Origin of the sequence: Nocardiopsis synnemataformans, from assembly GCF_965343085.1 — a bacterium.
In the GTDB taxonomy this organism is placed as follows: Bacteria; Actinomycetota; Actinomycetes; order Streptosporangiales; family Streptosporangiaceae; genus Nocardiopsis; species Nocardiopsis alborubida.
In genome coordinates this window covers 1-25,295 of sequence record NZ_CBDRFA010000003.1, presented here as the reverse complement: position 1 = coordinate 25,295, position 25,295 = coordinate 1, and the positions used below count along the sequence as shown (strand labels likewise).

General features: G+C 71.6%; 20 protein-coding genes. 1 reads left to right on the top strand and 19 read right to left on the bottom strand.

Going from position 1 to position 25,295, the window contains the following annotated elements; genetic code table 11:
- Positions 1–149 precede the first annotated feature (149 nt).
- From ACSIH6_RS02185 to ACSIH6_RS02105, 17 genes are all read right to left on the bottom strand, one after another.
- Entirely contained in the window at positions 150–596 is a 447-nt protein-coding gene (locus ACSIH6_RS02185) for a type II toxin-antitoxin system PemK/MazF family toxin (protein WP_435106031.1), read from the bottom strand.
- Positions 597–727: 131 nt separating this feature from the next.
- Entirely contained in the window at positions 728–1,618 is an 891-nt protein-coding gene (locus ACSIH6_RS02180) for an alpha/beta hydrolase fold domain-containing protein (protein WP_435106029.1), read from the bottom strand.
- A 90-nt stretch (positions 1,619–1,708) separates the two neighbouring features.
- On the bottom strand, positions 1,709–2,866 hold the full coding sequence (gene proB / locus ACSIH6_RS02175; protein ID WP_150253015.1) for a glutamate 5-kinase: 1,158 nt from the start codon (positions 2,864–2,866) through the stop codon (positions 1,709–1,711).
- Between the two features lie 81 nt (positions 2,867–2,947).
- Complete coding sequence (obgE, locus tag ACSIH6_RS02170; protein WP_435106027.1) at positions 2,948–4,312, bottom strand: GTPase ObgE; 1,365 nt, start codon at positions 4,310–4,312, stop codon at positions 2,948–2,950.
- 122 nt (positions 4,313–4,434) lie between these two features.
- On the bottom strand, positions 4,435–4,695 hold the full coding sequence (rpmA, locus tag ACSIH6_RS02165; RefSeq protein ID WP_017568485.1) for a 50S ribosomal protein L27: 261 nt from the start codon (positions 4,693–4,695) through the stop codon (positions 4,435–4,437).
- Between the two features lie 14 nt (positions 4,696–4,709).
- A complete protein-coding gene (gene rplU / locus ACSIH6_RS02160; protein WP_017568486.1) occupies positions 4,710–5,021 on the bottom strand; it encodes a 50S ribosomal protein L21 in 312 nt (103 codons plus the stop codon).
- Between the two features lie 356 nt (positions 5,022–5,377).
- Positions 5,378–8,359, bottom strand: a complete 2,982-nt coding sequence (locus ACSIH6_RS02155; RefSeq protein ID WP_435106025.1) for an Rne/Rng family ribonuclease — start codon at positions 8,357–8,359, stop codon at positions 5,378–5,380.
- Positions 8,360–8,517: 158 nt separating this feature from the next.
- Positions 8,518–9,294 (bottom strand): TIGR03936 family radical SAM-associated protein, encoded by a 777-nt coding sequence (locus ACSIH6_RS02150; RefSeq protein ID WP_435106261.1) that lies wholly within the window; start codon positions 9,292–9,294, stop codon positions 8,518–8,520.
- A gap of 692 nt (positions 9,295–9,986) precedes the next feature.
- Positions 9,987–11,924: a TIGR03960 family B12-binding radical SAM protein gene (locus ACSIH6_RS02145; protein ID WP_435106023.1), complete on the bottom strand. Its 1,938-nt coding sequence runs from the start codon at positions 11,922–11,924 to the stop codon at positions 9,987–9,989.
- 223 nt (positions 11,925–12,147) lie between these two features.
- On the bottom strand, positions 12,148–13,320 hold the full coding sequence (rodA, locus tag ACSIH6_RS02140; RefSeq protein ID WP_435106021.1) for a rod shape-determining protein RodA: 1,173 nt from the start codon (positions 13,318–13,320) through the stop codon (positions 12,148–12,150).
- Positions 13,321–13,322: 2 nt separating this feature from the next.
- Positions 13,323–15,467, bottom strand: a complete 2,145-nt coding sequence (mrdA, locus tag ACSIH6_RS02135; RefSeq protein WP_435106019.1) for a penicillin-binding protein 2 — start codon at positions 15,465–15,467, stop codon at positions 13,323–13,325.
- An 8-nt stretch (positions 15,468–15,475) separates the two neighbouring features.
- Positions 15,476–16,036, bottom strand: a complete 561-nt coding sequence (mreD, locus tag ACSIH6_RS02130) for a rod shape-determining protein MreD (protein WP_435106017.1) — start codon at positions 16,034–16,036, stop codon at positions 15,476–15,478.
- The gene (mreC, locus tag ACSIH6_RS02125) at positions 16,033–16,929 is read right to left on the bottom strand and encodes a rod shape-determining protein MreC (protein WP_435106015.1); all 897 of its coding nucleotides are present in this window, start codon (positions 16,927–16,929) and stop codon (positions 16,033–16,035) included. The genes mreD and mreC overlap by 4 nt, the downstream gene beginning before the upstream one ends.
- A 3-nt stretch (positions 16,930–16,932) precedes the next feature.
- Positions 16,933–17,967: a rod shape-determining protein gene (locus ACSIH6_RS02120; RefSeq protein ID WP_026115390.1), complete on the bottom strand. Its 1,035-nt coding sequence runs from the start codon at positions 17,965–17,967 to the stop codon at positions 16,933–16,935.
- 221 nt (positions 17,968–18,188) lie between these two features.
- Positions 18,189–18,593 (bottom strand): nucleoside-diphosphate kinase, encoded by a 405-nt coding sequence (gene ndk / locus ACSIH6_RS02115; RefSeq protein WP_435106013.1) that lies wholly within the window; start codon positions 18,591–18,593, stop codon positions 18,189–18,191.
- A gap of 154 nt (positions 18,594–18,747) precedes the next feature.
- Positions 18,748–19,143, bottom strand: a complete 396-nt coding sequence (locus ACSIH6_RS02110; RefSeq protein WP_435106011.1) for a DUF4233 domain-containing protein — start codon at positions 19,141–19,143, stop codon at positions 18,748–18,750.
- 31 nt (positions 19,144–19,174) lie between these two features.
- Entirely contained in the window at positions 19,175–20,527 is a 1,353-nt protein-coding gene (locus ACSIH6_RS02105) for a bifunctional folylpolyglutamate synthase/dihydrofolate synthase (RefSeq protein WP_435106009.1), read from the bottom strand.
- A gap of 120 nt (positions 20,528–20,647) precedes the next feature.
- Here ACSIH6_RS02105 and ACSIH6_RS02100 point away from each other — a divergent pair, with 120 nt between their 5' ends.
- A complete protein-coding gene (locus tag ACSIH6_RS02100; RefSeq protein ID WP_435106007.1) occupies positions 20,648–21,898 on the top strand; it encodes a folylpolyglutamate synthase/dihydrofolate synthase family protein in 1,251 nt (416 codons plus the stop codon).
- 229 nt (positions 21,899–22,127) lie between these two features.
- Here ACSIH6_RS02100 and ACSIH6_RS02095 read toward each other — a convergent pair whose 3' ends face one another.
- Together ACSIH6_RS02095 and ACSIH6_RS02090 are read right to left on the bottom strand one after the other, a co-directional pair.
- Positions 22,128–23,543, bottom strand: a complete 1,416-nt coding sequence (locus ACSIH6_RS02095; protein WP_435106005.1) for an LVIVD repeat-containing protein — start codon at positions 23,541–23,543, stop codon at positions 22,128–22,130.
- A 151-nt stretch (positions 23,544–23,694) separates the two neighbouring features.
- A complete protein-coding gene (locus ACSIH6_RS02090) occupies positions 23,695–25,107 on the bottom strand; it encodes a hypothetical protein (protein WP_435106003.1) in 1,413 nt (470 codons plus the stop codon).
- Between the last annotated feature and the right edge of the window lie 188 nt (positions 25,108–25,295).

Here is a 25,295-nt window from a genome sequence, read left to right as displayed (position 1 = left end):
GTCTCAGGGGCATGCGCCGGGGTGAACACTTCCAGCGTATAGCGCCGCGCGGTCGTCGACGCGGTCGTCCACAGGCAGGATCCGGCACGCTCCGCCGGAGCGGTGCGTACCCCGCCCGCCGCCCCGGGTACGCCCGCCCTCCCCGGCGCTCAGCTCCACCCGTAGCGGGCGCGCAGGACGTCGGCGACCATCCAGAACAGCTCCTCGTCCATGACGGCCGCCTCGCGGCGGATGTCGTCCTCGTCGAACTCGAAGAGCCGGTCCGCACGCACGTAGGAGTCGCGCTGTTCGCGGTCCCAGGGACCCGAGCCGATCGGCAGCCAGTCCTGGCGCTCCCACTCGTCGGGGCGCTGGGAGGACAGCATCAGCCCGTGCAGCCGCCTGCCCCGGCGGCCGACCACCAGCAGCGGGCGGTCCTTGCCCTGCCCCGGGTCCTCCTCGTAGGGAACCCACGTCCACACGATCTCGCCCGCGTCGGCGAGGCCGTCGCGCTCGGGCGCGTAGACGAGCCTCGTGGCGCTGGCGGCGGTGGGGATCTCGCGGACCTCGCCCCGGTGGGGGTGGTCCTCGCTTCGGCGCGTCGTTCGTTCGCTCACGTCCGCATCCTAGGGCGTGTGTGGTGGACGCCGCCCGTCGCGCGGCGGAGTACGTGCGCGCCGGACACCTCCGGTCCCACGGGGCTTCGCCCTCCCGCTCCCGCGGCTCGGTCGGCCCCGCCCGGGAGGTCTCACAGGTCCTGGACCGTGCCGATGATCCGCGCCCGCGCCCGGCTGCCCTCGGGAACCGGGACCAGCGGGTAGACGTGGAAGGCCCCCTCCTCCTCGTACAGGTCCACCTCTCCCCCGGCCCGCGCGACGAGCGCGTGCAGGCGCCGGGTGTCGGGCAGGAACACGTCGCGGGTACCGATGTAGAGGTCCATGGGCGGCAGGCCGGAGAGCACGCCGTTGACGGGGCTGAGCCGGGGCAGGGACAGGTCGTCGCCGTCCGCCCACACCTTGGCGGCCTCCTTGAGGCCGACCGGGCTGAGCCAGGGGTCCCTGCCCTCCACCTCGGCGATGTCGGGGTTGGACATGGTCAGGTCCGTCCACGGGGAGACCAGGATGAGCCGCGCGGGCTGGGGCAGGCCCTCCTCCGGCAGCGTCTGCGCGAGGGCGAGCGCCAGCCCCGCCCCGGCCGAGTCCCCCGCGAACACCGTGCGCTCGGGCACGACGTGCTCCAGCAGGTCGCGGTACACGGCGTGGAGGAAGCCGAACGCCTCGCGGTAGGTGTGCTGGGGCGCCAGCCCGTAGACGGGCACCTCCACCCGACAGCCCACGTCCGCCATGCGCGAGATCAGGACCCAGTGCCACGGGGAGATCTCACTGATGTAGGAGCCCCCGTGCACGTACAGGACCGCCTTGTCGGGGTCCTCCTCCCGGTCCCGGGCGAGGACCGTATAGCTCGTGAAGCCCCCCACCTCGCGCCGGATGGTCTCGTGGCGCTTGGCGACCCAGAGCGGCGGCTCGGGGTCGTCCTTGGCCTCGTCGATGCGCTCCCGCGCACCCTCCACGGTCTCCATGGGGCGCTTGCGCGCCACCCGGAACGCCACCGCGAGCATTCTCGCCACCAGACTAGGCATGGGTGTCTTCACTCTCCTCGGGGGGTTTCCCCGACATTGCCACAGAGGTGTCGCGGCGGGACGGGACCGCGGCGATCCGGGAAACGCGGCCTAGAGCACGACGAGGTCGTCCCGGTGCACCAGCTCGCGCTCGTAGGAGGGGCCCATCTCCCGGGCCAGCCACCGGGTGGACCGACCCATCAGGTCGGGCACCTCGGCGGCGTCGTAGTTGACCAGTCCGCGCGCGACGACGGTGCCGTCCTCGCCGCACAGGTCCACCGGGTCGCCCGCGTTGAAGTCGCCCGTCACCCTCACCACACCGGCCGGGAGCAGGGACGCCTTCTCCCGCACCACCGCCGTGACCGCGCCGGGGTCCAGGACCAGGCTGCCCCGGCCCGCGGTGGCGTGCGCCAGCCAGAGCTGGCGGGCCGAGGGACGCCGTCCGCGCCCCGGGGCGAACAGGGTGCCCGCGGGCCCGCCCTCCAGGGCCGTGCGGGCGTTCGCGGCGGAGGTCAGCAGGGTGTACACGCCGGCCTCCGTGGCGATCCGCGCCGACGCCACCTTGGTGACCATCCCGCCGGTGCCCACGCCCCGCCCGCCCGCGCTGCCGATGTCGATCCCGTCGAGGTCGGCCGGGCCGCGCACGAGGCTGACCACCGACGACCCCGGGTCGGAGGGGTTGCCGTCGTACAGGGCGTCCACGTCCGAGAGCAGCACCAGCGCGTCGGCGCGCATCAGGTGCGCCACCAGGGCCGCCAGGCGGTCGTTGTCACCGAACCGCAGCTCGTGTGTGGCCACGGTGTCGTTCTCATTGACGATGGGCAGGGCACCGATGTCCAGCAGGCGGCGCAGCGTGCGCTGGGCGTTGCGGTGCTGCACCCGCCGCATCATGTCCTCGACCGTGAGCAGGACCTGAGCCGCGGTGAGGCCGTGCCCGGCCAGCTCGGCCGTGTACGCGGCCAGCAGCAGCCCCTGGCCCACGCTGGCGGCGGCCTGTTGGGAGGCCAGGTCACGGGGTCTGCGGACCATGCCGAGCGGGGTCATCCCGGCCGCGACCGCACCGGAGGAGACCAGGATGACCTCCTGGCCCGCGGCGCGGCGGTCCGCCAGCACCCGGACCAGGTCGCGGATGCGGCAGGAGTCGATCCTGCCGTCGGGCGTGGTCAGGGACGACGATCCCACCTTCACCACGACCCGGCGCGCGGCGGCCACCGCCGCGCGCCCGGAGGCCTCCAGGGAGTCGGTCTGTTCGAGTCCTGCGCTGTGCACCGTGTGGGACTTTCCATCCAGTGGCGCGGCACCGGGCGCCGCGCTCGTTCCTGTCGGCCGGGCCGCCGGTCCCCGCGCGGGTCAGCCCAGCCGGGTGTCGGACCCGCGCGGGCCGGACGGGACGACCTCGGCGTCCATGGAGGGGTCCCAGTCGAAGACCACGGAGTCCTCCTCGGTTCCGATGCGCACCTCGGCGCCCTCGGTGGCGCCCGCCTTGGCCAGCTCGGCCTCGATGCCGAGGCGGTTGAGGCGCTCGGCGAGGTAGCCCACGGCCTCGTCGTTGGCGAAGTCGGTCTGGCGCACCCAGCGGGCGGGCTTGTCCCCGCGCACCTGGAAGGCGTTGCCGCCCAGCGGCACCACCTGGAAGGGCACGTCGCCGATGGCCTGCGGACGGATCACGACCCGGGTGGGCTCGGCGAGCGGTGCGGCCTGGCGGGCCGCGGCCACCTGCTCGCCCAGGGCGAAGGACAGCTCGCGCAGCCCCTCGCGGGAGGCAGCGGAGACCTCCATGACGCGGTAGCCGCGCTCGACCAGTATCGGGGTGACCAGCTCGGCGAGCTCGCGGGCCTCGGGGACATCCACCTTGTTCAGGGCGACCAGGCGCGGCCGGTCGGACAGGTCCACTCCGGTGCTGCGGCCGTAGGCGGACAGCTCCGCCTCCAGGGCCTCCAGGTCGCTGACCGGGTCGCGGCCCTGCTCGTAGGTGGCGCAGTCCAGCACGTGCAGGAGGGTGGAGCAGCGCTCGATGTGGCGCAGGAACTCCAGGCCCAGTCCCTTGCCGTCGCTGGCGCCTGGGATGAGGCCGGGCACGTCGGCGATGACGTACTGGACGTTGCCCGCCTCCACCACGCCCAGGTTGGGCACCAGGGTGGTGAACGGGTAGTCGGCGATCTTGGGGCGGGCCGCGGACATGGCGGCGATCAGGGACGACTTGCCCGCGCTGGGGAAGCCCACCAGGCCGACGTCGGCGATGGTCTTCATCTCCAGGCGCACGTCGAAGCCCTGGCCCTCCTCGCCCTTGAGGGCGAAGCCGGGGGCCTTGCGCCGCTTGGTGGCCAGCGCGGCGTTGCCCAGGCCGCCGTGGCCGCCCTCGGCGAGCACCAGCCGGGTGCCGTGGCCGACCAGGTCGGCGATGACCTCGCCGTCCACACGGGTGACCACGGTGCCGTCGGGCACCTTGAGGACCAGGTCCTCGCCCTTGGCCCCGGCTCGGTGGCCGCCCTGGCCGGGCGTGCCGTTGCTGGCCGCGCGGTGCGGGCGGCGCTGGTAGTCCAGCAGGGTCGCGGTCTGGGTGTCGACCTCCAGGACGACGTCCCCGCCGTGTCCGCCGTTGCCGCCGTCCGGGCCGCCCAGCGGCTTGAACTTCTCCCGGTGCACGGAGGCGCAGCCATGCCCGCCGTTCCCGGCCTTGACGTGCAAGACCGCCTCGTCGACGAAGTCAGGCATAGCTCTCCCCGTTACTCTCCGGCCCCCGGGCGGGGGCCTGGACACACACGCGTCATCCAGTGACAACGCGAGAGGCGGGCCAGTGTTCCCTGGCCCGCCCTGTACAACGTCCGCGCGCGAGCCTACTCGGCGCCGGCCGGAACGATGTTGACGGCCTTGCGGCCGCGGAAGTTGCCGAACTTGACCTGACCGGCGACCAGCGCGAACAGCGTGTCGTCGCCACCGCGGCCGACGTTGGCGCCGGGGTGGAACTTGGTGCCGCGCTGACGGATCAGGATCTCGCCAGCCGAGACGCTCTGGCCGCCGAAGCGCTTGACGCCGAGGCGCTGAGCGTTCGAGTCACGACCGTTACGGCTGGACGAAGCGCCCTTCTTGTGTGCCATTTCTTCCAGGCCTCCTACTTCGCCGCGATGCCGGTGACCCGCACCTGGGTGTGCTTCTGGCGGTGACCCTGGCGCTTCTTGTAACCGGTCTTGTTCTTGTACTTCAGGATGTTGATCTTGGGGCCCTTGGTCTCACCGAGGATCTCGGCGCTGACCGTGTAGCCGCTCAGCTTGTCGCCGTCGCTGATGACGTTGTCACCGTCGACGACGAGGATGGGCTGCCATGTGATGGTGGCGCCGGTCTCGTCGGAGACCTTGTCGATGTTCAGGACGTCATCGACAGACACCTTCTCCTGTCGGCCGCCCGCTCGCACGATCGCGTACACCGGGTAACTCTCTTCCTGCTCGCTCAACGAATAATGCTCGGGACCATCCCCGAGACATGAGCCCGGGGTCCGGGTCCGGCCGCACCTGTGCCCAGATCGGCCGGGAGGCTCATCCCCGTGTGGGCGGGGAGGGGCCTCGTTCCACGATCCACTGATCGCCTGTAGCGGGGCGCGGGGATCCGAGGGAAACAAACCCTGCGTGGAGAGCACTTCGGTGTCGGGGCGCGCGATTGTGGTGGAGCGCGCCGACGCACCGTCCCTCAGATTACCATCGGCCCGCCACGGGCCTGTACACGTGCCGTGGTCCGGACCGGGCTGTCGCCGGTCCGGACCACGGCGGGGCTACCGCCCCTGACTCAGCCCGCGTCCACGGCGGTCGGCGGGGTGGCCGCCGCCCTGGTGCGCCGGGTGCGGCGACGCTTGGGCCGCTCGGCGGCCTCGTCGTCACCGGCCTCGGCGGGCGTCTCGGCGGCGGTCGCGTCCGCCTCGGCGGGGACGCTCTCACCGCCCGCTGCCTCGGCCTCACCGGTGTCGGCCGCCGTGCGGGCGGTACGACGGGTGGTGGTGCGCCGGGCGCGGGTCTTCTTGGCCGGGGCCTCCTCGGGGGCTTCCGCGGCCTCCACCGCCTCAGGAGCCTCCTCGGGGGCGGTGATCTCCTCCTGCTCCTCCGCCACGGCCTCGGCCTTGCGGGAGCGGGAGGCCCGCTTACGGGTCTTCTTGGCGGGCTCTGAGGCCGGGGCCTCGGCGGCCGGCGGGACCTCGGGGGCCTCCTCGGGCCGCGCCGCGTCGGCCTCGGCGGACTTCCCGGAGTCCTTGCCCGTCTTCTCGGCCTTCTCGGCCTTGTCAGCCTTCTCGGGCTTGTCGGAGGACGGCTTCTCTGCCTTCTCCGACTTCTCGGCGGCCTGGTCGGGCTCGCCCTTGCCCTTCTTCTTCTTGCGGCCGTTGCCGTTGCCGCCGCCCTTGCCCTCGACCGGGTCGCCGGCGACCACCAGGCCGCGGCCGTTGCAGTGCTCGCAGCTGTGCGAGAACGCCTCCAGCAGACCCTGGCCGACCCGCTTGCGGGTCATCTGGACCAGGCCCAGCGAGGTCACCTCGGCCACCTGGTGCTTGGTGCGGTCGCGGGAGAGGCACTCCAGCATGCGCCGCAGCACCAGGTCGCGGTTGGACTCCAGGACCATGTCGATGAAGTCGATGACGATGATGCCGCCGATGTCGCGCAACCGGAGCTGGCGGACGATCTCCTCGGCCGCCTCCAGGTTGTTCTTGGTGACCGTCTCCTCCAGGTTGCCGCCCTGGCCGGTGAACTTGCCGGTGTTGACGTCGACCACGGTCATGGCCTCGGTGCGGTCGATGATCAGCGAGCCGCCGCTGGGCAGCCAGACCTTGCGCTCCAGGGCCTTGTTGATCTGCTCGTCGATGCGGTAGGCGGCGAAGACGTCGCGGTCCTCGCTCCAGTGCGAGAGGCGCTCGGCGAGGTTGGGAGCCACGTAGTCCACGTACTCGTGGACGGTGGTCCAGGCCTCCTCACCGGACACGACGAGGCTGGAGAAGTCCTCGTTGAACACGTCGCGCACGACCCGCACCGTCAGGTCGGGCTCGCTGTTGAGCAGCGACGGGGCGTTGGCCGACTTGGACTTGCGCTTGATGGAGTCCCACTGCTTGGCGAGACGGTTGATGTCGCGCTCCAGCTCCTCCTCGCTGGCGCCCTCGGCGGCCGTGCGCACGATGACGCCCGCGCCGGAGGGCATGACCTTCTTGAGGATCTGCTTGAGGCGCGCGCGCTCCTTGTCGGGGAGCTTGCGGCTGATGCCGGTCATCGAACCGCCGGGCACGTACACGAGGTAGCGGCCGGGCAGACTGATCTGGCTGGTCAGGCGGGCGCCCTTGTGGCCGACGGGGTCCTTGGTGACCTGCACCAGGACCGACTGGCCGGACTTGAGCACCGACTCGATGCGCTTGGGCTGGCCGTCCAGGCCGAAGGAGTCCCAGTTGACCTCGCCCGCGTACAGGACGGCGTTGCGGCCCTTGCCGATGTCGACGAACGCGGCCTCCATCGAGGGCAGCACGTTCTGCACCCGGCCCAGGTACACGTTGCCCACGTAGGAGCGGTGCGTGGCCCGGTCGACGTAGTGCTCGACGAGGATGTCGTCCTCGAGGACGGCGATCTGGGTGCGGTCCTCGACGCGGCGCACCACAAGGTCCCGCTTGACCGACTCGCGCCGGGCCAGGAACTCCGACTCGGTGACGATGGGGGCGCGGCGGCGGCCCTGCTCGCGGCCCTCGCGGCGGCGCTGCTTCTTGGCCTCCAGCCGGGTGGAGCCGCGGACCGCCTGGACCTCGTCCTCGATCGGCTTCTCCTGGCGGGGCTCGCGCACCCGGACCACGGTGTTGGGCGGGTCGTCCGCGGTGGCCTCGGGGCCGTCTCCTCCGCCGGAGCGGCGGCGACGGCGGCGACGACGGCGGCTGCTGCGGTCATCGGACTCGGCGGCCTCGTCGGCCGCGCCGTCGTCCTCTCCCCGGTCCTTGTCTCCGCGCTGCTCAGCCCTGTCCTCCGTGAACTCCGGGGACTCGGCGGCCTCGTCCTCGTCCGCACGGGAACGGCCGCGTCCCCGGCCTCCGCGGCGGCGGCGACGGCGGCTGGGGCGGTCGTCGTCCCCGTCGCCGGTCTCCTCGGCGCCGGTGGCCTGGGCGGTCTCCTCCTCGGACTCCTCGTCCCCGTCCTCGTCGGCCTCCGCCGCGGCGGTGCTGCGGGCGGGCACGGGGGCGGCGCTGGCCACCGGGGGCTGGAAGAGCATGGAGGGAGCCTGGAAGACGTTGCCGCCGCCCGCCTCCACGGTCTCCTCGTCCTTGTCGGCGTCCTTGTCGGCGGTCTCGGAGGGCGCGGGCCCGGCGGTCTCCACGGCCGCGGCGGAGCGGGCGCGCGCACGGCCGCGGCTCCTGGTCGTGGAGGGAGCGGTGTCCTCTGTGGCGGGGACGGAGGCGCGGGTGCGGCGCGGGGCGGCGTCCTCGTCATCGGAGGCGCGGGTGCGGCGCGGCGCGGCGTCCTCGTGGGGACGGCCCGCGGCGCGCACGGTGCGCCTGCGCGAGGTGGTGGCCACCGAGGTCTTGACCGTGCCTCCCTCACCGGACCCGGCGAGGGAGGTGACGGGTGCGGAGGGGGGAGTGAAGACGTCGTCGGGTTCGGGGGGTGGTCCGGCGGCGCGGCGGACGCCCTTGGCGGGTGCGGGCGTGGTCACGCGCACCTCGCCGCCCCCCGCGGGGGGCGCCGCCGTGTTGTTGGTTGTTTCAGTTGTACCCGCGGTGCCGTCGGCACCGTTGTTGGGCTCGTTGTCGAGCATCCGGGCGGTCTCCCGTCAGAGTCCTCGGGCGCGCCGCGACCTCTCGGTCGGCGGCGCGGCTCACGAGAACTGTCGTCGCTGTGTCAGCGCCGGCGGCGCCGAGGCGCCGTCGGGGCAAAGTCCTGTGGTGTCGCCCATGTTCCCCGCTTCGGGGCCGCTCATCCGTGCGGTCCCGCCATGGGCGTTGACGGCCGTGGTGCGTTGTCGCGCCGCTCCTCCGCGTTGTCTTCCGCGGGTCCGGAGCTCGTGTGGGCTTCGGGCCGGTCCCGGGAGAGCGGGTCCGCGATCGCACCTGTCGTCTCGTCCAGTGGCCCCTGCGCCAGCCGGGTCATCATGGGTGATGACGGCGGCGCGAGGTCGGCCACGTGGCGAAGGCCGGTCAGCACGTCGTCCGGTCGAACAGCAGGTGTCGTGTGCCGTACGACCATCCGAAGTATGGCATATGTCGTGTGATGTTCCTCTGGGGCGCGCCCATGGGAGTCAGCGCACACGTCGATACGGACCACTGCCGGCCGTGTGTCGAAGCGTCGACGACCCTTCTTCGTCATCCGCTCCACCTCGACGCTGTCGGCGGCCAGATAGGCGGCCACCGCCCTGGCGGCGTCGTCGGGGTCGACGCCAGCCATCTCCACGCGCCATTCGGAGGCCTGGAGCCGCTCGGCCAGCCCGGGATGTCGGGCCTCGACGACCTCGACGACGTCGATGCCCTGGGGCATGGCCGCGTCGATGTCGGCTCGGACCCTCTCGGGCGGACGATGCTCGGCCAGAGTGAGTTCAAGGTACTCCGCCTCGCTGGCGACCCCGGTGGGGGCCGCGCCCGTGTAGGAGACCTTGGGGTGAGGTGAGAAGCCAGCGGAGAAAGCCACGGGCACGGAGGCCCTGCGCAGGGCACGCTCCAGAGCCCGGGCGATGTCGCGGTGGCTGGCGAACCTCATGCGTCCGCGCTTGGCGTAGTGGACGCGAAGCCGTTGTCCGGGTTTGGCGGTGGAGGGTGAGGTGGTGCCCTCGGATGCGGGGGGCAGCTCAACTCCTTTCCTCATGCCCCCTGGTGCGGTCGGCGGGGCGACCTGAAGGGGCTGTTCCTCGTCCTGCTCAGCGTACGGTGCGCCGTGGTGCACATGCGCCAACAGGACTACGCATACCGGTATCTCCCCCACTGACCTGCGGTCGAAAAGTCCCCGAGCGGTCGGAGCGGATACCGAAGCCGTGTTCACCACCAGAACGCGGGGTTCCCCGAAAAAAATCCGAAGAAAATCTGGATCCGATGGCAACCCCCCGCGTAACCCGCGAGTCCTATTACACGTACGGCCCGGCGCGAGCGGGGCGCCGGGCCGTACACCTTCCTCCCCCGGGCCGCTCTCCCCTTCAAGGGTCGAGAGAGCGCCCGGAGCGCGAAATCCTACTTCACCCCCTCCTGGGACACATGGGCCGACCCCTGTCTCCGGCACGGACACCAGAACCCCTGGCCCCACCGGCAACCGGTGGAACCAGGGGTTCGTCCGTGTACGGCGTCGTCCGGGGGCCTCCTGGGCTCCGCGCGGCATGTCGCCGTGGCCGGAGCCGCCCTCCGCGCGGGGTCGCGGCGCATGGCCCGCGAGGCCCCGCTCCGCGACCGTCGCCGATCCGGCTAGACCACGTTCAGCGGCAGCAGCGGGCGACCCTCCGCCGGGGCGTTGATCTGGATCTCGGTGCCCATGCTCGGGCAGACCCCACAGTCGTAGCAGGGGTTCCAGCGGCAGTCGTCCACCTCCAGCGACTCCTCGCCGTACAGCGAGTCCTGCCAGTCCTGCCACAGCCACGACCGGTCCAGGCCCGCGTCCAGGTGGTCCCAGGGCAGGACCTCGTCCTCGTCGCGCTCGCGGGTGGTGAACCAGTCCACGTCCACCGGGAAGTCGGCCAGGCCGACCTCGGCGGCCTTGGACCACCGGTCGTAGGAGAAGTGCTCGCTCCATCCGTCGAACCGGCCCCCCGAGCGCCACACCTCCTCGACCACCCGGCCGACCCTGCGGTCTCCCCGGGAGAGCAGGCCCTCGATGATGGAGGGGCGCCCCTCGTGGTAGCGCAGACCGATCGACTTGCCGTACTTGCGGTCGCCCCGCAGCCTGTCGCGCAGCTTGCGCAGCCGGGTGTCGACGGCCTCGTGCGAGGTCTGCGCCGCCCACTGGAACGGGGTCTGCGGCTTGGGCACGAACCCGCCGATGGACACCGTGCAGCGGATGTCCTTGCGCCCGGTCACCTCGCGGCCCGTCCGGATCACCTCGGTGGCCAGGTCGGCGATGGCCAGGACGTCCTCGTCCTCCTCGGTGGGCAGACCGCACATGAAGTACAGCTTCACCTGTCGCCACCCGGCCGCGTACGCGGCGGTGACGGTGCGGATGAGGTCCTCCTCGGTGACCATCTTGTTGATCACCCGGCGCATCCGCTCGCTGCCGCCCTCCGGCGCGAACGTCAGGCCGGAGCGGCGCCCGTTGCGGGTCAGCTCGTTGGCCAGGTCGATGTTGAACGCGTCCACGCGGGTGGAGGGCAGCGACAGGCCGGTGTTGGTGCCCTCGTACCGGTCGGCGAGCCCCTTGGCGATCTGCCCGATCTCGCTGTGGTCGGCGCTGGACAGCGACAGCAGCCCCACCTCCTGGAAACCGGAGGCCCTGACGCCGTCCTCGACCATCTTGGTGACGGTCTCCTTGTTGCGCTCGCGCACCGGCCGGGTGATCATCCCCGCCTGGCAGAACCGGCAGCCGCGCGTGCAGCCGCGGAAGATCTCCACGCTGTAGCGCTCGTGCACGGACTCGGCGGTCGGCACGATCGGCTTCTTGGGGTAGGGCCACTGGTCCAGGTCCATCACGGTGTGCTTCTGCACCGTGGCGGGCACCCCGGGCCGGTTGGGCGTGTAGGAGGCGATCCGCCCGTCCTCGTGGTAGTCCACGTCGAAGAAACGGGGTACGTACACGCCGCCGGTCGCGGCCAGGCGCAGCAGCAGGCCGTCGCGCCCGCCGGGCTCGCCCTCCTCCTTGAACTCGCGGATGATCTCGGTGACGGCGAGGGTGATCTCCTCGCCGTCACCCAGGACCACCGCGTCCAGGAAGTCGGCGATCGGCTCGGGGTTGAACGCCGAGTGCCCGCCCGCCAGCACGACCGGGTGGTCGTCGGTGCGGTCGGCCGCGCGCAGCGGGATGCCCGCCAGGTCCAGCGCGGTGAGCATGTTGGTGTAGCCCATCTCGCTGGCGAAGCTCAGCCCGAGCACGTCGAAGGCGACCAGCGGCCGGTGCGCGTCCACGGTGAAGTGGGGCACGCCGTGCTCGCGCATGAGCTTCTCCAGGTCCGGCCACACCGCGTAGGCGCGCTCGGCCAGCACTCCCTCGCGCTCGTTGAGGACCTCGTACAGGATCTGGACGCCCTGGTTGGGCACTCCCACCTCGTAGGCGTCCGGGTACATCAGCGCCCAGCGCACCCGGGTCTCGTCCCATTCCTTGACCACGGAGTTGAGCTCGCCACCGACGTACTGGATGGGCTTGGCCACCTGCGTCAGCAGGGGCTCCAGCCGCGGGAAGAGGCTTTCGACGGACATGGTGTGGGCCTTCGTTCGGCGGACATCGTGTCAGGTGTGCGTGGACCCCGTCGTGGCGGGAGTCGGCGCCGTGACGCGTGGAGCGCGCCCGCGCGGATGTTCCCAGGCTACCGGCGACCCGGGCTCCGGACCGCTCCGTCCACAGGCCCGGTCGGGGGGGCGGGCCCGGCTGCTCCGCCGCGCCCGCCCCCAGGCGTTCCGGTCCCTTTTCCCGGGGCGCCTGCTAGGCGAAGCCCCGGTCCCGGGAGTCGACGCCCAGCACCAGTCCCAGGGCGACCATGTTGGCCACGACCGCGGTACCGCCGTAGGACATGAACGGCAGCGGCAGGCCCGTCACCGGCACGACCCCCAGGCCCATCCCGATGTTGATGAAGGCCTGGAACCCGAACCAGGCGACCACACCCACGCACAGCAGGCGCGGGTAGGGCTGTTCGCACCCCTGGGCGATGCGCAGGATCCGCCACAGGATCAGCGCGAACAGGCCGATGACCACGACCGACCCCACGAACCCCAGTTCCTCGCCCGCCACCGTGAAGATGAAGTCGGTGTGCTGCTCGGGCACGAACTGCCCGTGCGTCTGCTCGCCCTGGAACAGCCCGGTCCCGTTGAACCCGCCCGATCCCACCGCGATCAGCGCCTGGTTGGAGTTGTACCCCGCGCCCTGGGGGTCGGCGGTCGGGTCCATCAGGGTCGCGATGCGGTCCAGCTGGTAGGGCTCCAGCATGTCGAACCACCACACGCACAGCGCGCCGACCACGCCACACGCCAGCATGCCCGCCACCCACATGATCGGAGCGCCCGACAGCGTGAGCATGCCCAGGAAGATCATGACGAGCACCAGCGTGGTGCCCAGGTCCGGCTGCGACATCACCAGGGCCAGCGGCACAGCCAGGACCACCAGGCAGAACACCACGTCCCGCGTCATCGGCCGGTCCTCGCCGTCGCGGGGCTCCCCCAGCAGCGTGGCCAGGACCAGGACCAGTCCGACCTTGGACAGTTCACTGGGCTGGAACTGGAAGCCGCCGACCACGATCCAGCCGCGCGACCCGTTGATCACCTCGCCGAGCGGGGTGAGCACCAGGACCAGCGCGATCACCGTGACCAGGTAGACGATCGGCGCGTACGCGCGGATCGTGCGGTGGTCCACCGCGGCGACCACCAGGCACAGCGCCCACGCCACCACCAGGTGGAGCAGGTGGCGGGTCAGGTGCTCGGTGGATTCGAGCGGGTCGCTGCCGTCGCCCGGGATGGTCGCCGACCACACCAGCAGCGAGCCGATGGCGCACAGGGCCGCCACCGACGCGACCAGCGTCCAGTCCAGTCGGCGGGCCAGGCCCGCCGCGCTGCGTCCGATCTCGGCGCCCCGTGATCCGGGCGCCCCCACGTAGGTGCTCATGGTTACCGATCCAGCAGGTCGATGGAGCCGTCGGGACGGACGGCGGGCAGCTGCTCGGGCGGCGCGCCGCCCGGGATCAGCGGTTCCCCTCCGCCGGACCCCTCCTCCGCGGCCTCGGCTCCCTGCGCCGGGGAGTCGAACCCGTAGATGCCGTCGTAGATGGCGCGCGCGATGGGCGCCGCGGTCATACCGCCGGTACCGCCCTGCGAGACCAGGACGACGATGGCGAACTGCGGGTCGTCGGCGGGCGCGTAGGAGGCGAACCAGGAGGAGACCTGGCGCCCCTCCACGTCGGCGCTACCGGTCTTGCCCGCGACGGACACCTCGTCCTGCGGGAACCCGGCGAAGGCGCCGCGGGCGGTCCCCTCCTTGGGGACCGCGGTGAGCGCGGTCTGGAGGTACTCCAGCGTCTCGTCGCTGACCGGAAGCTCGCCGCGCACGACCGGCTCGATCTCCCGTGCCTCCGTCCCGTCGGCGGAGACCAGCGCCCTGCCGATGCGGGGCTCGTAGAGCGTGCCGCCGTTGGCGATGGCCGCGTAGGCGCTGGCGAGCTGGAGCGGGGTGACGAGGACGTCGCCCTGGCCGATGGCGAAGTTGACGGCCTCGTTGGCCCGCCACTGGAAGCCCTCCACGCACTGCTCGTAGGCCAGCAGCTTGAGGTAGGCGGCGCGCGAAGGGTCGGTCTCGGTGACCTCGGGGTAGCCGTGCTCGCCCCGGTGGCAGTTGTTCTCGCGCGTCTCCTGCCAGAAGGTGCGCTTCCACTCGCGGTCGGGGATGCGCCCGGAGGTCTCGTAGGGCAGGTCGATCCCGGTCGGAGAGCCGAAGCCGAAGCCCTTGGCCATCTCGGCCATCGCCTCGTCGGCCTCGCCGTCGGGGTAGAGCCCGCCGTCGTCCTTCCACATCTGGTAGCCGAAGTTGTAGAAGACGGTGTTGCAGGAGACCACGATGGCCTGGTGCAGGCTGATCGGCCCCTGGCCCTGGCCCTCGTAGTTCTGGTAGTTCTGCCCCGCCAGGTTCACCGATCCCGGGCAGGCGTAGGTGCTGCGCAGCGAGTACCCGTTCTCCGCGGCCGCCGCGAGCGAGGAGACCTTGAACGTGGAGCCCGGCGGGTAGGTGCCCTGCACGGCGCGGGAGAGCAGCGGCTCGCCCGCCTCCTCGCTGAGCATCTCGTCGAAGGTCTCCTGGTCGATGCCGCCGCGCCAGATCGCGGGGTCGTAGGTGGGCAGGCTCGCCATGGCCACCACGCCGCCGGTGCGCACGTCCAGGACGATGGCGGCGCCGGAGTCGGCCTTGTAGCGGGGTCGTGCGCCCGCCATCCCCTCGGCCAGCGCCTCCTCGGCGATCTTCTGCACGCCCAGGTCGACGTGGGTGACCAGGTGCGTCCCCGGTTCGGGAGGCGTCTCGGAGATGACCTCCATGACCTCGCCGTGGTTGTTCACCCCCAGGACGCGCTTGCCCGCGGTGCCGCGCAGCTGGGCGTCGTAGACCGCCTCCACTCCGTCGCGGCCCACCATGTCGATGCCGGTGAACTGGGTGCGCAGGTCCTCGCGGGCCTCCAGCTCCTCCTGGGTCACCGGTTGCAGGTAGCCCAGCATCTGGGAGCCGTGCTCGCCCTGCGGGTACTCGCGCACGGCGTGGGCCTGGGCGCTGATCCCCGGGAAGCGGTCGGCGCTCTCCATGATCTGGAGGGCGACGGACGGCTCCACGTCGTCGGCGAGGGTGACGGGCTGGTAGGGCGAGCCGGGCCAGCACGGGCGGCTCACCTCGGGCCCGCACAGGCGCATGCGCTTCTGGAGTTCCTCCAACGGGACGTCGAGCACCTCGGACAGGTCGGTCAGGACCTTCTCACCGCTGTCCTCCATGCCCACGATCTCGTGGTAGTCGGCGGAGACCACCAGCTCGGTGCTGTTGTTGACCAGCGGTCGGCCGGTGGCGTCGAGGATCTGCCCCCGCGTGGCGGGGACGAGGAGCTGCTGGTGGTGGTTGGCCACCGCGAGCTCGCGGTAGTGGTCCCACATCGGGATCTGGAGGTACCACAGCCGCACGGCCAGGGCCGCGAAGAGCACCAGGACCAGGATCTGGGCGAGCAGCAGTCCGGCCCGGCCGAGTCTGCGCCCGGGCAGTTCGACGTCGTCGACGGGTGACATGTGCACGTTCACCACCCCCGCGGGGACACGGTGCCCCGGACGCCGGCGAACTCGCTGTCGGAGAGCGCCCCCCGCGCCCACAGCAGAGGAAGCGTGACCAGTGGCGAGACCAGGGTCGTCAGGGCGGCTCCGACGAGGGTGTTGACCGCCACTGCGGCCAGCGACACCCGCGGGTCGCCCATGAGCACGCCGACCAGCGCGTAGCCCAGGCCCACTCCCACGGCGGTGACGGCGGTGGCGGCCATCAGGGCCCACACCGAGGGCCTGCCGCCCAGCGCTCCGGCCGAGCCGGTGTTCCTGTGCAGCAGGGCCAGCAGGTAGGCGGCGACGCACAGCACCAGGGCGTAGCGGCCCAGCGCGTGCTCGGCGGGCGGCAGGATGTCCATGGCCAGCCCGGCGGCGAAACCGCAGGCCGCCGCGGCGGCTGGGCTGGTGGTCAGGGCGACCGCGACGATCGCCGCGACCACGAGGTCGGGTCCGGCCCCCCACTCGAACGGGAGCCGGTTGACGACGGTGGCCTGGGCGAGAACGGCGACGGCCACCAGGCCCAGGGTCGCTGCGTTCCTCATGAGCGTTCCCCCTTGTCGGGTCGGGGCGGGAGCACGGAGTCGCGCGGGTCCTCCTCGGGACCCCCGACCACCACGCCCACCACGTCCAGGGACGAGAAGTCCACGGCCGGTGCGATACGGGCGAGGCGGCTGAGCGCTCCGGGCGCCACCTGCACCTCCTCGACGGTGCCGATCGGCACGCCCGGCACGAAGGGCGCGCCCTCGTGCGAGCCGAGCGTGACCAGCCGGTCCCCGGCCTCGACCGGCGCCTGGAGGTCGAACAGTTCCAGGGTCAGTTCGGCGTCGGGGCCGCCGGGGACGGTGCCGCCCCGGACCACGCCGATCTTGCGCGTGGCCTCCAGGCGGGCGCCGACGGCGGAGTTGACGTCGGTGGCGAGCATGACGGTGGCGGTGCTCGGACCGGCCTCGATGACCTTGCCCACCAGACCGGAGCCGTTGACCACGGTCATGTCCGGGCGCACGCCGGAGTCGGTGCCGGCGTCGATGGTGACCGTGTCGGCGTAGCCGCGCGCGGTGACGCGGGTGACGGACTGGGCGGGGACGATCTCGTAGCCGCCCAGACCGGCCAGTCCCAGCATCGCGTCGAGCTGCTCGGCGCGCGCGCTGTCGATGCGGGCGGCCCGCAGGTCGTCCTCCAGCTCGGCGTTGGCCTGCTCCAGCTCGGCGACGCGCTCGGATTCGGGTCCCCGGACCAGCCCCTCGTAGAGGCCGGACACGGGCCCGGTCGCCCAGCTGACACCCGCGGCGGCGGGCGCGAAGACGAGTTCGCCGCCCGAACGGGCGACGGAGGTGACGGGGTTGGCGCCGGGACGGGCGTCCAGGACGAGCAGGGCCACCGCCACGGCGACGAGTACGGCGAGGAGTACGCGGGATCTGCGTGAGTCGCGGAACATGGGTCACCTCCGCCGTTCGGGGACGAGTACCTGATGGAGCCGTTCGTAGTTCTCGACGCAGGTGCCCGAGCCGACGGCGACGGAGTCCAGCGCGTTGTCGGCGACGTGGATGGGCATCCCGGTCTCGTGCAGGAGCCTCTCGTCGATCCCGCGGAGCAGCGCTCCGCCACCGGTGACGGCGATGCCGCGGTCCATGATGTCGCCCGACAGCTCCGGGGGGCACTTGTCCAGGCTGGTGCGGACCGCGTCGACGATGGCGGTGACCGGCTCCTCGATGGCCTGGCGGACGTCGCTCTCGGCCAGGACGATGGTCTTGGGCAACCCGCTGACGAGGTCGCGTCCGCGCACCTCGGCGCGGATCTCCTCGGAGCCGGTCGGGTAGGCGGAGCCGATGGCCATCTTCAGCTCCTCGGCGGTGCGCTCCCCGATCATCAGGGAGAACTCCTTCTTGACGAAGGTCGCGATGGCCTGGTCGAGTTCGTCGCCGCCCACGCGGATGGACTGGGAGGTGACGATGCCGCCCATCGAGATCACGGCGACCTCGGTGGTGCCGCCGCCGATGTCCACGACCATGTTGCCGGTGGGCTCGTGGACGGGGAGCCCGGCGCCGATGGCGGCGGCCATGGGCTCCTCGATGATGTAGACCCTGCGCGCGCCGGCCTGGTAGCCCGCTTCCTTGACGGCGCGGTGCTCGACCGAGGTGATACCGCTGGGGACCGCCACGATCAGACGCGGCTTGGCGAAGTGGCGCCGCCGGTGGATCTTCTGGATGAAGTAGCGCAGCATGCGCTCGGTGATCTCGAAGTCGGCGATGACACCGTCCTTCAGAGGACGGATGGCCGTGATGTTGGTCGGTGTGCGGCCGATCATCTGCTTGGCCTCGATGCCGACAGCGACGATCCGGCCCGTTGAGGTGTTGAGCGCGACCACCGACGGCTCGTTCAGAACGATGCCGCGTCCTCGCACGTACACGAGCGTGTTGGCGGTACCCAGGTCGACGGCCATGTCCCGGCCGAGAAAAGCAAGGTTGTTCGGCATGTAACGTCCTCAGAGGCGCCGTGTCGGACGTGGTTGCCCGGGGCGACCATACGTAGTCGTTCCGGCACGATAGGTATCCAGTCCCCCGTATCGTAACGGTCAGCACTTAGTCCGTTACGCAAACACACCGAATTGTTGCCCCGTCGGCGGACGAACCGACAGAAGTCGCCCGTGGCCGCGGGTCCCACATGCCGAAGGACCCGCGGACCGCTCCGTTTCCCCTACAGGTCGGGGAAGAACAGCTTGATCTCGCGCTCGGCGGAGTAGGTGGAGTCCGAGCCGTGCACGATGTTCTGCTGCACCTCCAGCGCGAAGTCGCCGCGGATGGTGCCGGGGGTGGCGGTCACCGGGTCGGTGGCGCCGGCCAGGGCGCGGAACGCCTCCACCGCGCGCTCGCCCTGGACCACCATGGCCACCAGGGGGCCACCGGTGATGAACTCGACGAGGGAGCCGAAGAACGGGCGCTCGGCGTGCTCCTCGTAGTGCGTCCTGGCGGTCTCGGCGTCGAGCGTGCGCAGCTCCATGGCGACCAGTTTCAGGCCCTTGCGCTCGATGCGCGAGATGACCTCGCCGACGATGTTGCGGCGGACGCCGTCCGGCTTGATGAGAACGAGAGTGCGCTCCACGTGCGTGTCAACTCCTCACTGGGGCTCCGCGTGGCGCACGTGGGCACCCGCCCACGGCAGCGGCCGCACGCGGAGGAATCGGGTGATGGGTCACAGGTGCGGGGGCCGCAGAAGGAGGGGTCTCCCCGGGCCGCCCGCCCGGACCTGCGTCACACTATCGCGTTTGGCGCGTGGGCGCGGAGGCCACGGTGTCCCCGCCCTGCCCGGCTGCCTCCGCCTCGGCGCGGGCCAGGTGGGCGGCCTTCATCTCGTCGGTGCGGCGGCCCATGATGACGCCGGTCACCCACAGCGAGACGAACACCACCGCGATCAGCATCGCCCCGGAGACGAGGAAGGAGGTGAACAGGAAGGCGGCCTGCAACGCCCAGGCCGCGTAGTGGGCCCAGCGGTGCTTCTGGAGCCCGGAGAGCACGAGGGCCGCGACGGCCATCCCTCCCCACAGGCTCCCGGCCAGGACCGGGTCCATCCCCTCCAGGGAGATGGCGACGGGGATGAAGAGGCCGATCACGATGACCTCGAACACCAGGATGACGGCGCAGACTACACGCACGGCGGGTTCCCTTCGTAGTAGACCTGGCCCGTCACTCCTGCACACCGCGCAACAGATGGACGGCGTCACCCGCGGTGACGACCGATCCGGTGACCAGTACACCGGTGCCGCCGAACTCCCCGCCTTCCTCGGCCAGGCCCACGGCCCGGTCGATGGCGTCGTCGAGTCGGGGCTCCACGTGTACGCGGTCCTCACCGAAGATGTGCTGGGCGACGTTGGACAGCCGCTCCGGGTCGAGGGAACGCGGGGAGGAGTTACGGGTGACGACGATCTCGTCGAGCAGTGGTTCGAGGGGTTCGAGAATCCCCTCGACGTCCTTGTCGGCCATGATCGCGACCACTCCGACCAGCCGGGAGAAGGTGAAGGCCTCCTCCACGGCCGCCGCGGTGGCGGCCATCCCGGCCGGGTTGTGCGCCGCGTCGGCGATGATGGTCGGGCTGGTGCGCACGACCTCCATACGGCCCGGGGAGTCCACTCCCGCGAGGGCCTCGCCGACGATGGCGGGGTCCAGGCCCCCGGCGTCGTCGCCGGAGGAGGCGAACGCCTCGACCGCGGCGACGGCCACGGCGGCGTTCCCGGCCTGGTGCGCCCCGAACAGGGGCAGGAACAGGTTCTCGTAGCTGCCGGTGAGGCCCTTGATGGCGAGCTGTTGGCCGCCGACGGCGATCTCGCGGGAGGTGACCCCGAACTCCAGGCCCTCCCTGGCCACCCGTGCCCCGACCTCCGCTGCGTTGCGCATCAGAACCTCGGCGGCGGGCAGCGGCTGCTGGGCCAGGACCGCCACGGAGTCGGGCTTGATGATGCCCGCCTTCTCCTCGGCGATGCCCTCCACCGTGTCGGGCAGGTACTCGGTGTGGTCGATCCCGATGGGGGTCACCACGGCGACGTCTCCGTCGACGACGTTGGTGGCGTCCCACCGGCCGCCCATGCCGACCTCGACGACGGCCACGTCCACGGGGGCGTCGGCGAAGACGGCGTAGGCCATCACCGTGAGGATCTCGAAGAACGACAGCGGAGCGTCGTTCATCGAGTCGGCCATCTCGACGTAGGGGCGGATGTCGTCGTAGGTCTCGACGAACCGCTCCTGGGAGACGGGCTCCCCGTCGATGACGATGCGTTCGCGCACGGTGCGCAGGTGCGGGCTGGTGTAGCGGCCCACGCGCAGACCCCGCCCGCGCATGAGCGCGTCGATCATGCGGGCGGTGGAGGTCTTGCCGTTGGTGCCGGTGACGTGGATGGCCCGGAAGTTGCGGTGCGGGTCGCCCAGGAGGTCCAGCAGGGTGCGGACCCGGTCCAGTCGAGGATCGATGTCGGACTCGGGCGCACGGGAGAGGATCTCCGCGGTCACCTCGGCGTAGCGCTGCTCGGCGCTGGCTTCGCTCACGGTGTCTCGGTGTCTCGTGTGTTCGGGGTGTACACCCGCGTCAGTCTACGCGCCCCCACCTGGGCCCGGACCCCGGGCAAAGGATCCGGTGGCCTGTGTCGCGCAGACCATACTGGGAGCATGCCAAGCCTTGACCTGTTCTTCTCCGAGTGGGCGCGGCGCCGCCCCGGACAGACCCGGAGCCTGGAGCGCGCCGCGGCGCTGATGCGCGCGCTGGACCTGGACGCCGAACGCCCGCCGGTGCTGGGGGTGGTGGGCTCCAAGGGCAAGGGGAGCACCGCGACCACGGCGGCGGCGGCGCTGTCGTCGGCCGGGCTGCGCACGGTGCTGGTCACCGGGCCGAGCTTTCGCTCCTACCGCGAGCGCGTGCGGGTGGACGGGACGTCGGTGACCGACGGAGAACTGGACGCGCTGGGCGAGCGGATCGCGGCCGCCCGCCGGGAGCTGCCGTCGGTGGAGGAGTCGGGCGGCTACCTGGCGCCGAGCGGGCTGTTCCTGGTGGCGGGCCTGCTGCGCGCCCGCGAGGTGGGCGCCGACGTGTGCGTGCTGGAGGCCGGGATGGGCGGTCACCGCGACGAACTGCGCCTGGTCGGTCCGGAGGTCGTCGCCCTGGGGAAGGTCTTCGCCGAGCACGTGGGCGTCCTCGGCGACACCGTGGCGCAGATCGCCCGGGAGAAGGCCCGGGTCGCCGGGGAGCGGACCCGCGCGCTGGTGCGTCTGCCGCAGACCGCGGAGGTGGCCGCCGAGGTCGACGCCGCCCTGGCCGAGGCCACAGGGGGCCGGGTCCGGGCCGAGGTGGTCGATCCGGAGCGGCCGGGGGTGGAGCCGCCGCCCGGGCTGCGCCCGCCGGGGCTGTCCGCGGCCTCGGGGGTGCTGGGGACGGCGGCGGCCGAGCGGATGCTGGAGCACCTGGGCCGCCCGCCCCTGGACCGGGATCGGCTGCACGCCGTGCTGGGCACCGTCCGGCTGCCGGGGAGGCTGTCCCGCCACGCCGTGCCCGGCGGGGAGGCGGGCGCCGAGGTGATCGTGGACTCGGCCATCGACCGCAACGGGGTCGCCGCCGCACTGGACCACGCCCGCCAGCTGTGGGGCGGGGTGGACCACGTGCTGCTGTGCCTGCCCGACCACAAGGACGTGTCGGGAGCGGTGGAGGTCCTCGGCGACCTGCCCGTGACCGCCGTGCGCCTGCCCGAGGCCCACCTGCGCTTCGAGCACGCCCTGCCGGAACACTGGGGCCGCACGGACGCCGCGGACCTGTCCCCCGCGGACCTGCGCGCGCTCGGCGAACGCGTGCTGGCACTGGGCACGGTCTACTTCACCGGCCGGGTCCTGGAGGCCGTGGACGCCCCCACCGACCGCCTCTTCGGCTGAGGCCGCGCGGCCTCCCGCGTCGTCCACAGGGCAGAGGTGGCCCTGGCGGTGCCGGGCTCTGGCCTGCTTTCCTGGAATCGGGGGGTCCCCGAGCCCGCCCTGCTGCGCTGTGCCCTCCCCCCGGACAGGACGGCGAAGCGGGGCCGCACCACGGCAACGGGGGCGGTGCCGCGGCACCGCCCCCGCCGGGGTCACGGGCTCGGGGAGCCCGTCAGCCCTCCACCCGCCGTCAGTGCCGTCCCGGCCGGTAGCTCTCCTGGCTCTGCGGGTTGAACTCCTCCATCCGCACCCGCTCGGCCGCGCGCACGCGCGGGTCGTCGATCCGCAGCACGTCCAGGCCGCGTTCGATGTCGGACGAGTACACGTAGCCGTTGTAGTAGTACGTCGACCAGGTGTCGTTGTCCTGCACGCCCTCCTCCACGCGGGAGTCCACGTCGAAGAAGCCGATCTCGCTCGGGGCGCTCGGGTCGTTGAAGTCGATCACCGAGACGCCGCCCTGGTACCACGACTGCACGAAGTAGTCCTGGCCGGGCACCGGGATCAGCGAGCCGTTGTGCGCCACGCACACCTGGTCGCCCTGGTGGCGGTCGATCTTGAAGTAGCTGGCGAAGTCCAGCTCCGGCGAGTCGCCGCCGCCCACCTCGTAGATCGCGTCGGCACCGCGCTGGGGGCCGACCTCCTCGGTGCAGGTCGGGGCGCCGCCTCCGCCGAGCTCGTCGGTGAACAGCACGGTCCTGGCGTCGTTGGTGAAGGTCGCCGAGTGCCAGAACGCGAAGTTCTCGTCCTGGACCACCTCGGTGACGACCGGGTTCACCGGGTCGGAGATGTCCATCAGCACGCCGTCGCCCATGCAGGCGCCCGCGGCGATGTCGCGCTCGGCGTAGACGGTGATGTCGTGGCAACCCTGGGTGGGCAGCAGCAGACCGTCCTGCTCGTGGTTGCCGCCCTCGGGGAACAGGACCGGCTCGTTGACGACCGCGGCCTCCTCGGGCGCGTCATGCGGCACCTCGATGACGGAGATCTTGTCGTGCGGCGGCTGGCAGTTCGGGAAGGCCTCGGAAGGCGAGTACGACGACACATAGACCAGGTCGCTGTCACCGGTCTTGCTCGGCACCAGGGTGTTGGTGTGCGAGCCGCAGTCGGTGCGCACCGCCGACACGTACTGCGGGTTGGCCTTGTCGGAGATGTCGAAGATCCGGATCCCCTCGAAACCGTCCGGATCGGTGGTCGGCACCGAGGGGGCGCCGCACTCGGTGCCCGCGCGGGGGTAGTCGACGGAGAAGTACAGCAGGTCGCCGCTGACCGACACGTCACCCTGGCCGCCCGGGCACAGGACCTCGGAGACGACCTGCGGCTCCTCCGGCTCGGAGATGTCGTAGATGACGAAGCCGTCGTAGTTGCCGCCGATGGCGTAGTCGCCGCTGAAGGCCAGGTCCGAGTTGACGTTGCGCACGGCCGAGGGCTTGGGCATGTGGGCGACGTGGGTGATGTTGGCGCTGTGGATGTCTTCGGCGGGCGCCTCGTCCGCCTGCGCGGCGGCCGGACCGAGGAGCCCCACGAGCAGGGACGCGGCCGCGGCGGACGCGAGGGCCGCGGTACGGCGCAGAGCCTTCCTGGCCCGTGGTGCTGCGGGAGGTGCGGGCATGGGTTCTCCTGTGTGCACTAGGGGGTGGGGGTGGACGCACTGGGGCCGCGGCGTACACGGCCGCGGCCCCGGTCCTTCGTCACCCGGTCACGTGCCGGGCGGCGTTCGGGCGGGCGCCCCGGTCCCCTCGGGATCCGGGGCGCCCGTGCGGTCAGCGGCCGTTGCCGCGTCCCGGCCGGTACTCGGGCTGGGACTGGGGGTTGAACTCGTCCATCTGCACCTGCTCGGCCACCCGGAACCGGGGGTCGTCCAGCTTCAGGACGTCGAGCCCGCGGGTGATGTCGGAGGAGTAGACGTAGCCGTTGTAGTAGTAGGCCGACCAGGATCCGCCCAGGACGAGCTCGTCCTCGCTGATCGGGTCGCGGTCGAAGTGGCCGATCTCCTGGGGGTCGCTCGGGTCGTTGAAGTCGATCACCGAGACGCCGCCCTGGTACCAGGACTGCACGAAGTAGTCGCGTCCGGGGACCGGGATCAGCGAGCCGTTGTGCGCGACGCAGTTCTCGGTGTCGGCCTGGTGGCGGGGCAGCTTGTAGTAGCCCTCGAACTCCAGCTCGGGGGTGTCCTGGCCGCCGCCGATGGCGTAGATGGCGTTGGCGCCGCGTTCGGAACCGATCTCCTCGTTGCAGGTGGCGCCGCCGCCTCCGCCGAGCTCGTCGGTGAACAGCACGGTCTGACCGTTGTTGGTGAAGGTCGCCGAGTGCCAGAACGCGAAGTTGTCGTCCTGGACCACCTCGGTGACGACCGGCGCGGCCGGGTCGGAGATGTCCATCAGGACGCCGTCGCCCATGCAGGCGCCCGCGGCGACGTCGCGCTCGGCGTAGACGGTGATGTCGTGACAGCCGGCGGTACCGGTGTTGCCGCCGTCGGGGAAGAGCACCGGGGTGTCGATGACCCTGGCCTCGGACGGTTCGTCGACGGGGATCTCAATGACGGAGATCTTGTCGTGCGGCGGCTGGCAGTTCGGGAAGCGCTCCGAGGGCGAGTACGAGGAGACGTACACGTACTCGTGCTCGCCGTCCTTGCCCGGCACCAGGGTGTTGGTGTGCGAGCCGCAGTCGGTGCGCACCGCCGACACGTACCGCGGGTTGGCCTTGTCGGAGATGTCGAAGATCCGGATCCCCTCGAAACCGTCCGGATCGGTGGTCGGCACCGAGGGGGCGCCGCACTCGGTGCCCGCGCGGGGGTAGTCCACCGAGAAGTAGAGCAGGTCGCCGCTGACCGACACGTCGCCCTGGCCGCCCGGGCACAGGACCTCGGAGACGACCTGCGGCTCCTCCGGCTCGGAGATGTCGTAGATGACGAAGCCGTTGTAGTTGCCGCCGATGGCGTAGTCGCCGCTGAAGGCGAGATCGGAGTTGAAGTCACTCATGGCCTCGGTCTTCGGGACGTTGGTCACATGGGTGATGTTGGCGCTGGTGTCGGCGTCACTGACGAACTCTTCGTCCGCCGAGGCAGAGGCCGGGCCGAGGAGTCCGACCATGAGCACCGCCGCTCCGGCGAGGGAGACTCCGGTCAGTCCGCGTCTGGCACGCCGGGAGCTGGGGGTCGGGGGGGATGACGCCATCCTGTGTACTCCTGATTCCGATTGGAGCGAAACAGGAAGAAGGTACACAGTTCAACATCTATATGTATAGGGGGAGACAAAAGAAACCTTGTTCTTAACACGGTGTCGAGCTGACCCGATTCGACTACACAACGCGCCTAACCCGGGTGCCGGGGGGGGGGGGGGGGGGGGGTCTGGGGGGGGGGAGG

Bases quoted from the DNA above. Each gene is read 5' to 3' on its own strand.
- ACSIH6_RS02180 (WP_435106029.1), bottom strand. From the start codon at position 1,618: ATGCCTAGTCTGGTGGCGAGAATGCTCGCGGTGGCGTTCCGGGTGGCG.
- obgE (WP_435106027.1), bottom strand. From the start codon at position 4,312: ATGCCTGACTTCGTCGACGAGGCGGTCTTGCACGTCAAGGCCGGGAAC.
- rpmA (WP_017568485.1), bottom strand. From the start codon at position 4,695: ATGGCACACAAGAAGGGCGCTTCGTCCAGCCGTAACGGTCGTGACTCG.
- ACSIH6_RS02155 (WP_435106025.1), bottom strand. From the start codon at position 8,359: ATGCTCGACAACGAGCCCAACAACGGTGCCGACGGCACCGCGGGTACA.
- ACSIH6_RS02150 (WP_435106261.1), bottom strand. From the start codon at position 9,294: ATGAGGTTCGCCAGCCACCGCGACATCGCCCGGGCTCTGGAGCGTGCC.
- ACSIH6_RS02145 (WP_435106023.1), bottom strand. From the start codon at position 11,924: ATGTCCGTCGAAAGCCTCTTCCCGCGGCTGGAGCCCCTGCTGACGCAG.
- rodA (WP_435106021.1), bottom strand. From the start codon at position 13,320: ATGAGCACCTACGTGGGGGCGCCCGGATCACGGGGCGCCGAGATCGGA.
- mrdA (WP_435106019.1), bottom strand. From the start codon at position 15,467: ATGTCACCCGTCGACGACGTCGAACTGCCCGGGCGCAGACTCGGCCGG.
- mreD (WP_435106017.1), bottom strand. From the start codon at position 16,036: ATGAGGAACGCAGCGACCCTGGGCCTGGTGGCCGTCGCCGTTCTCGCC.
- mreC (WP_435106015.1), bottom strand. From the start codon at position 16,929: ATGTTCCGCGACTCACGCAGATCCCGCGTACTCCTCGCCGTACTCGTC.
- ACSIH6_RS02120 (WP_026115390.1), bottom strand. From the start codon at position 17,967: ATGCCGAACAACCTTGCTTTTCTCGGCCGGGACATGGCCGTCGACCTG.
- ACSIH6_RS02100 (WP_435106007.1), top strand. From the start codon at position 20,648: ATGCCAAGCCTTGACCTGTTCTTCTCCGAGTGGGCGCGGCGCCGCCCC.
- ACSIH6_RS02095 (WP_435106005.1), bottom strand. From the start codon at position 23,543: ATGCCCGCACCTCCCGCAGCACCACGGGCCAGGAAGGCTCTGCGCCGT.
- ACSIH6_RS02090 (WP_435106003.1), bottom strand. From the start codon at position 25,107: ATGGCGTCATCCCCCCCGACCCCCAGCTCCCGGCGTGCCAGACGCGGA.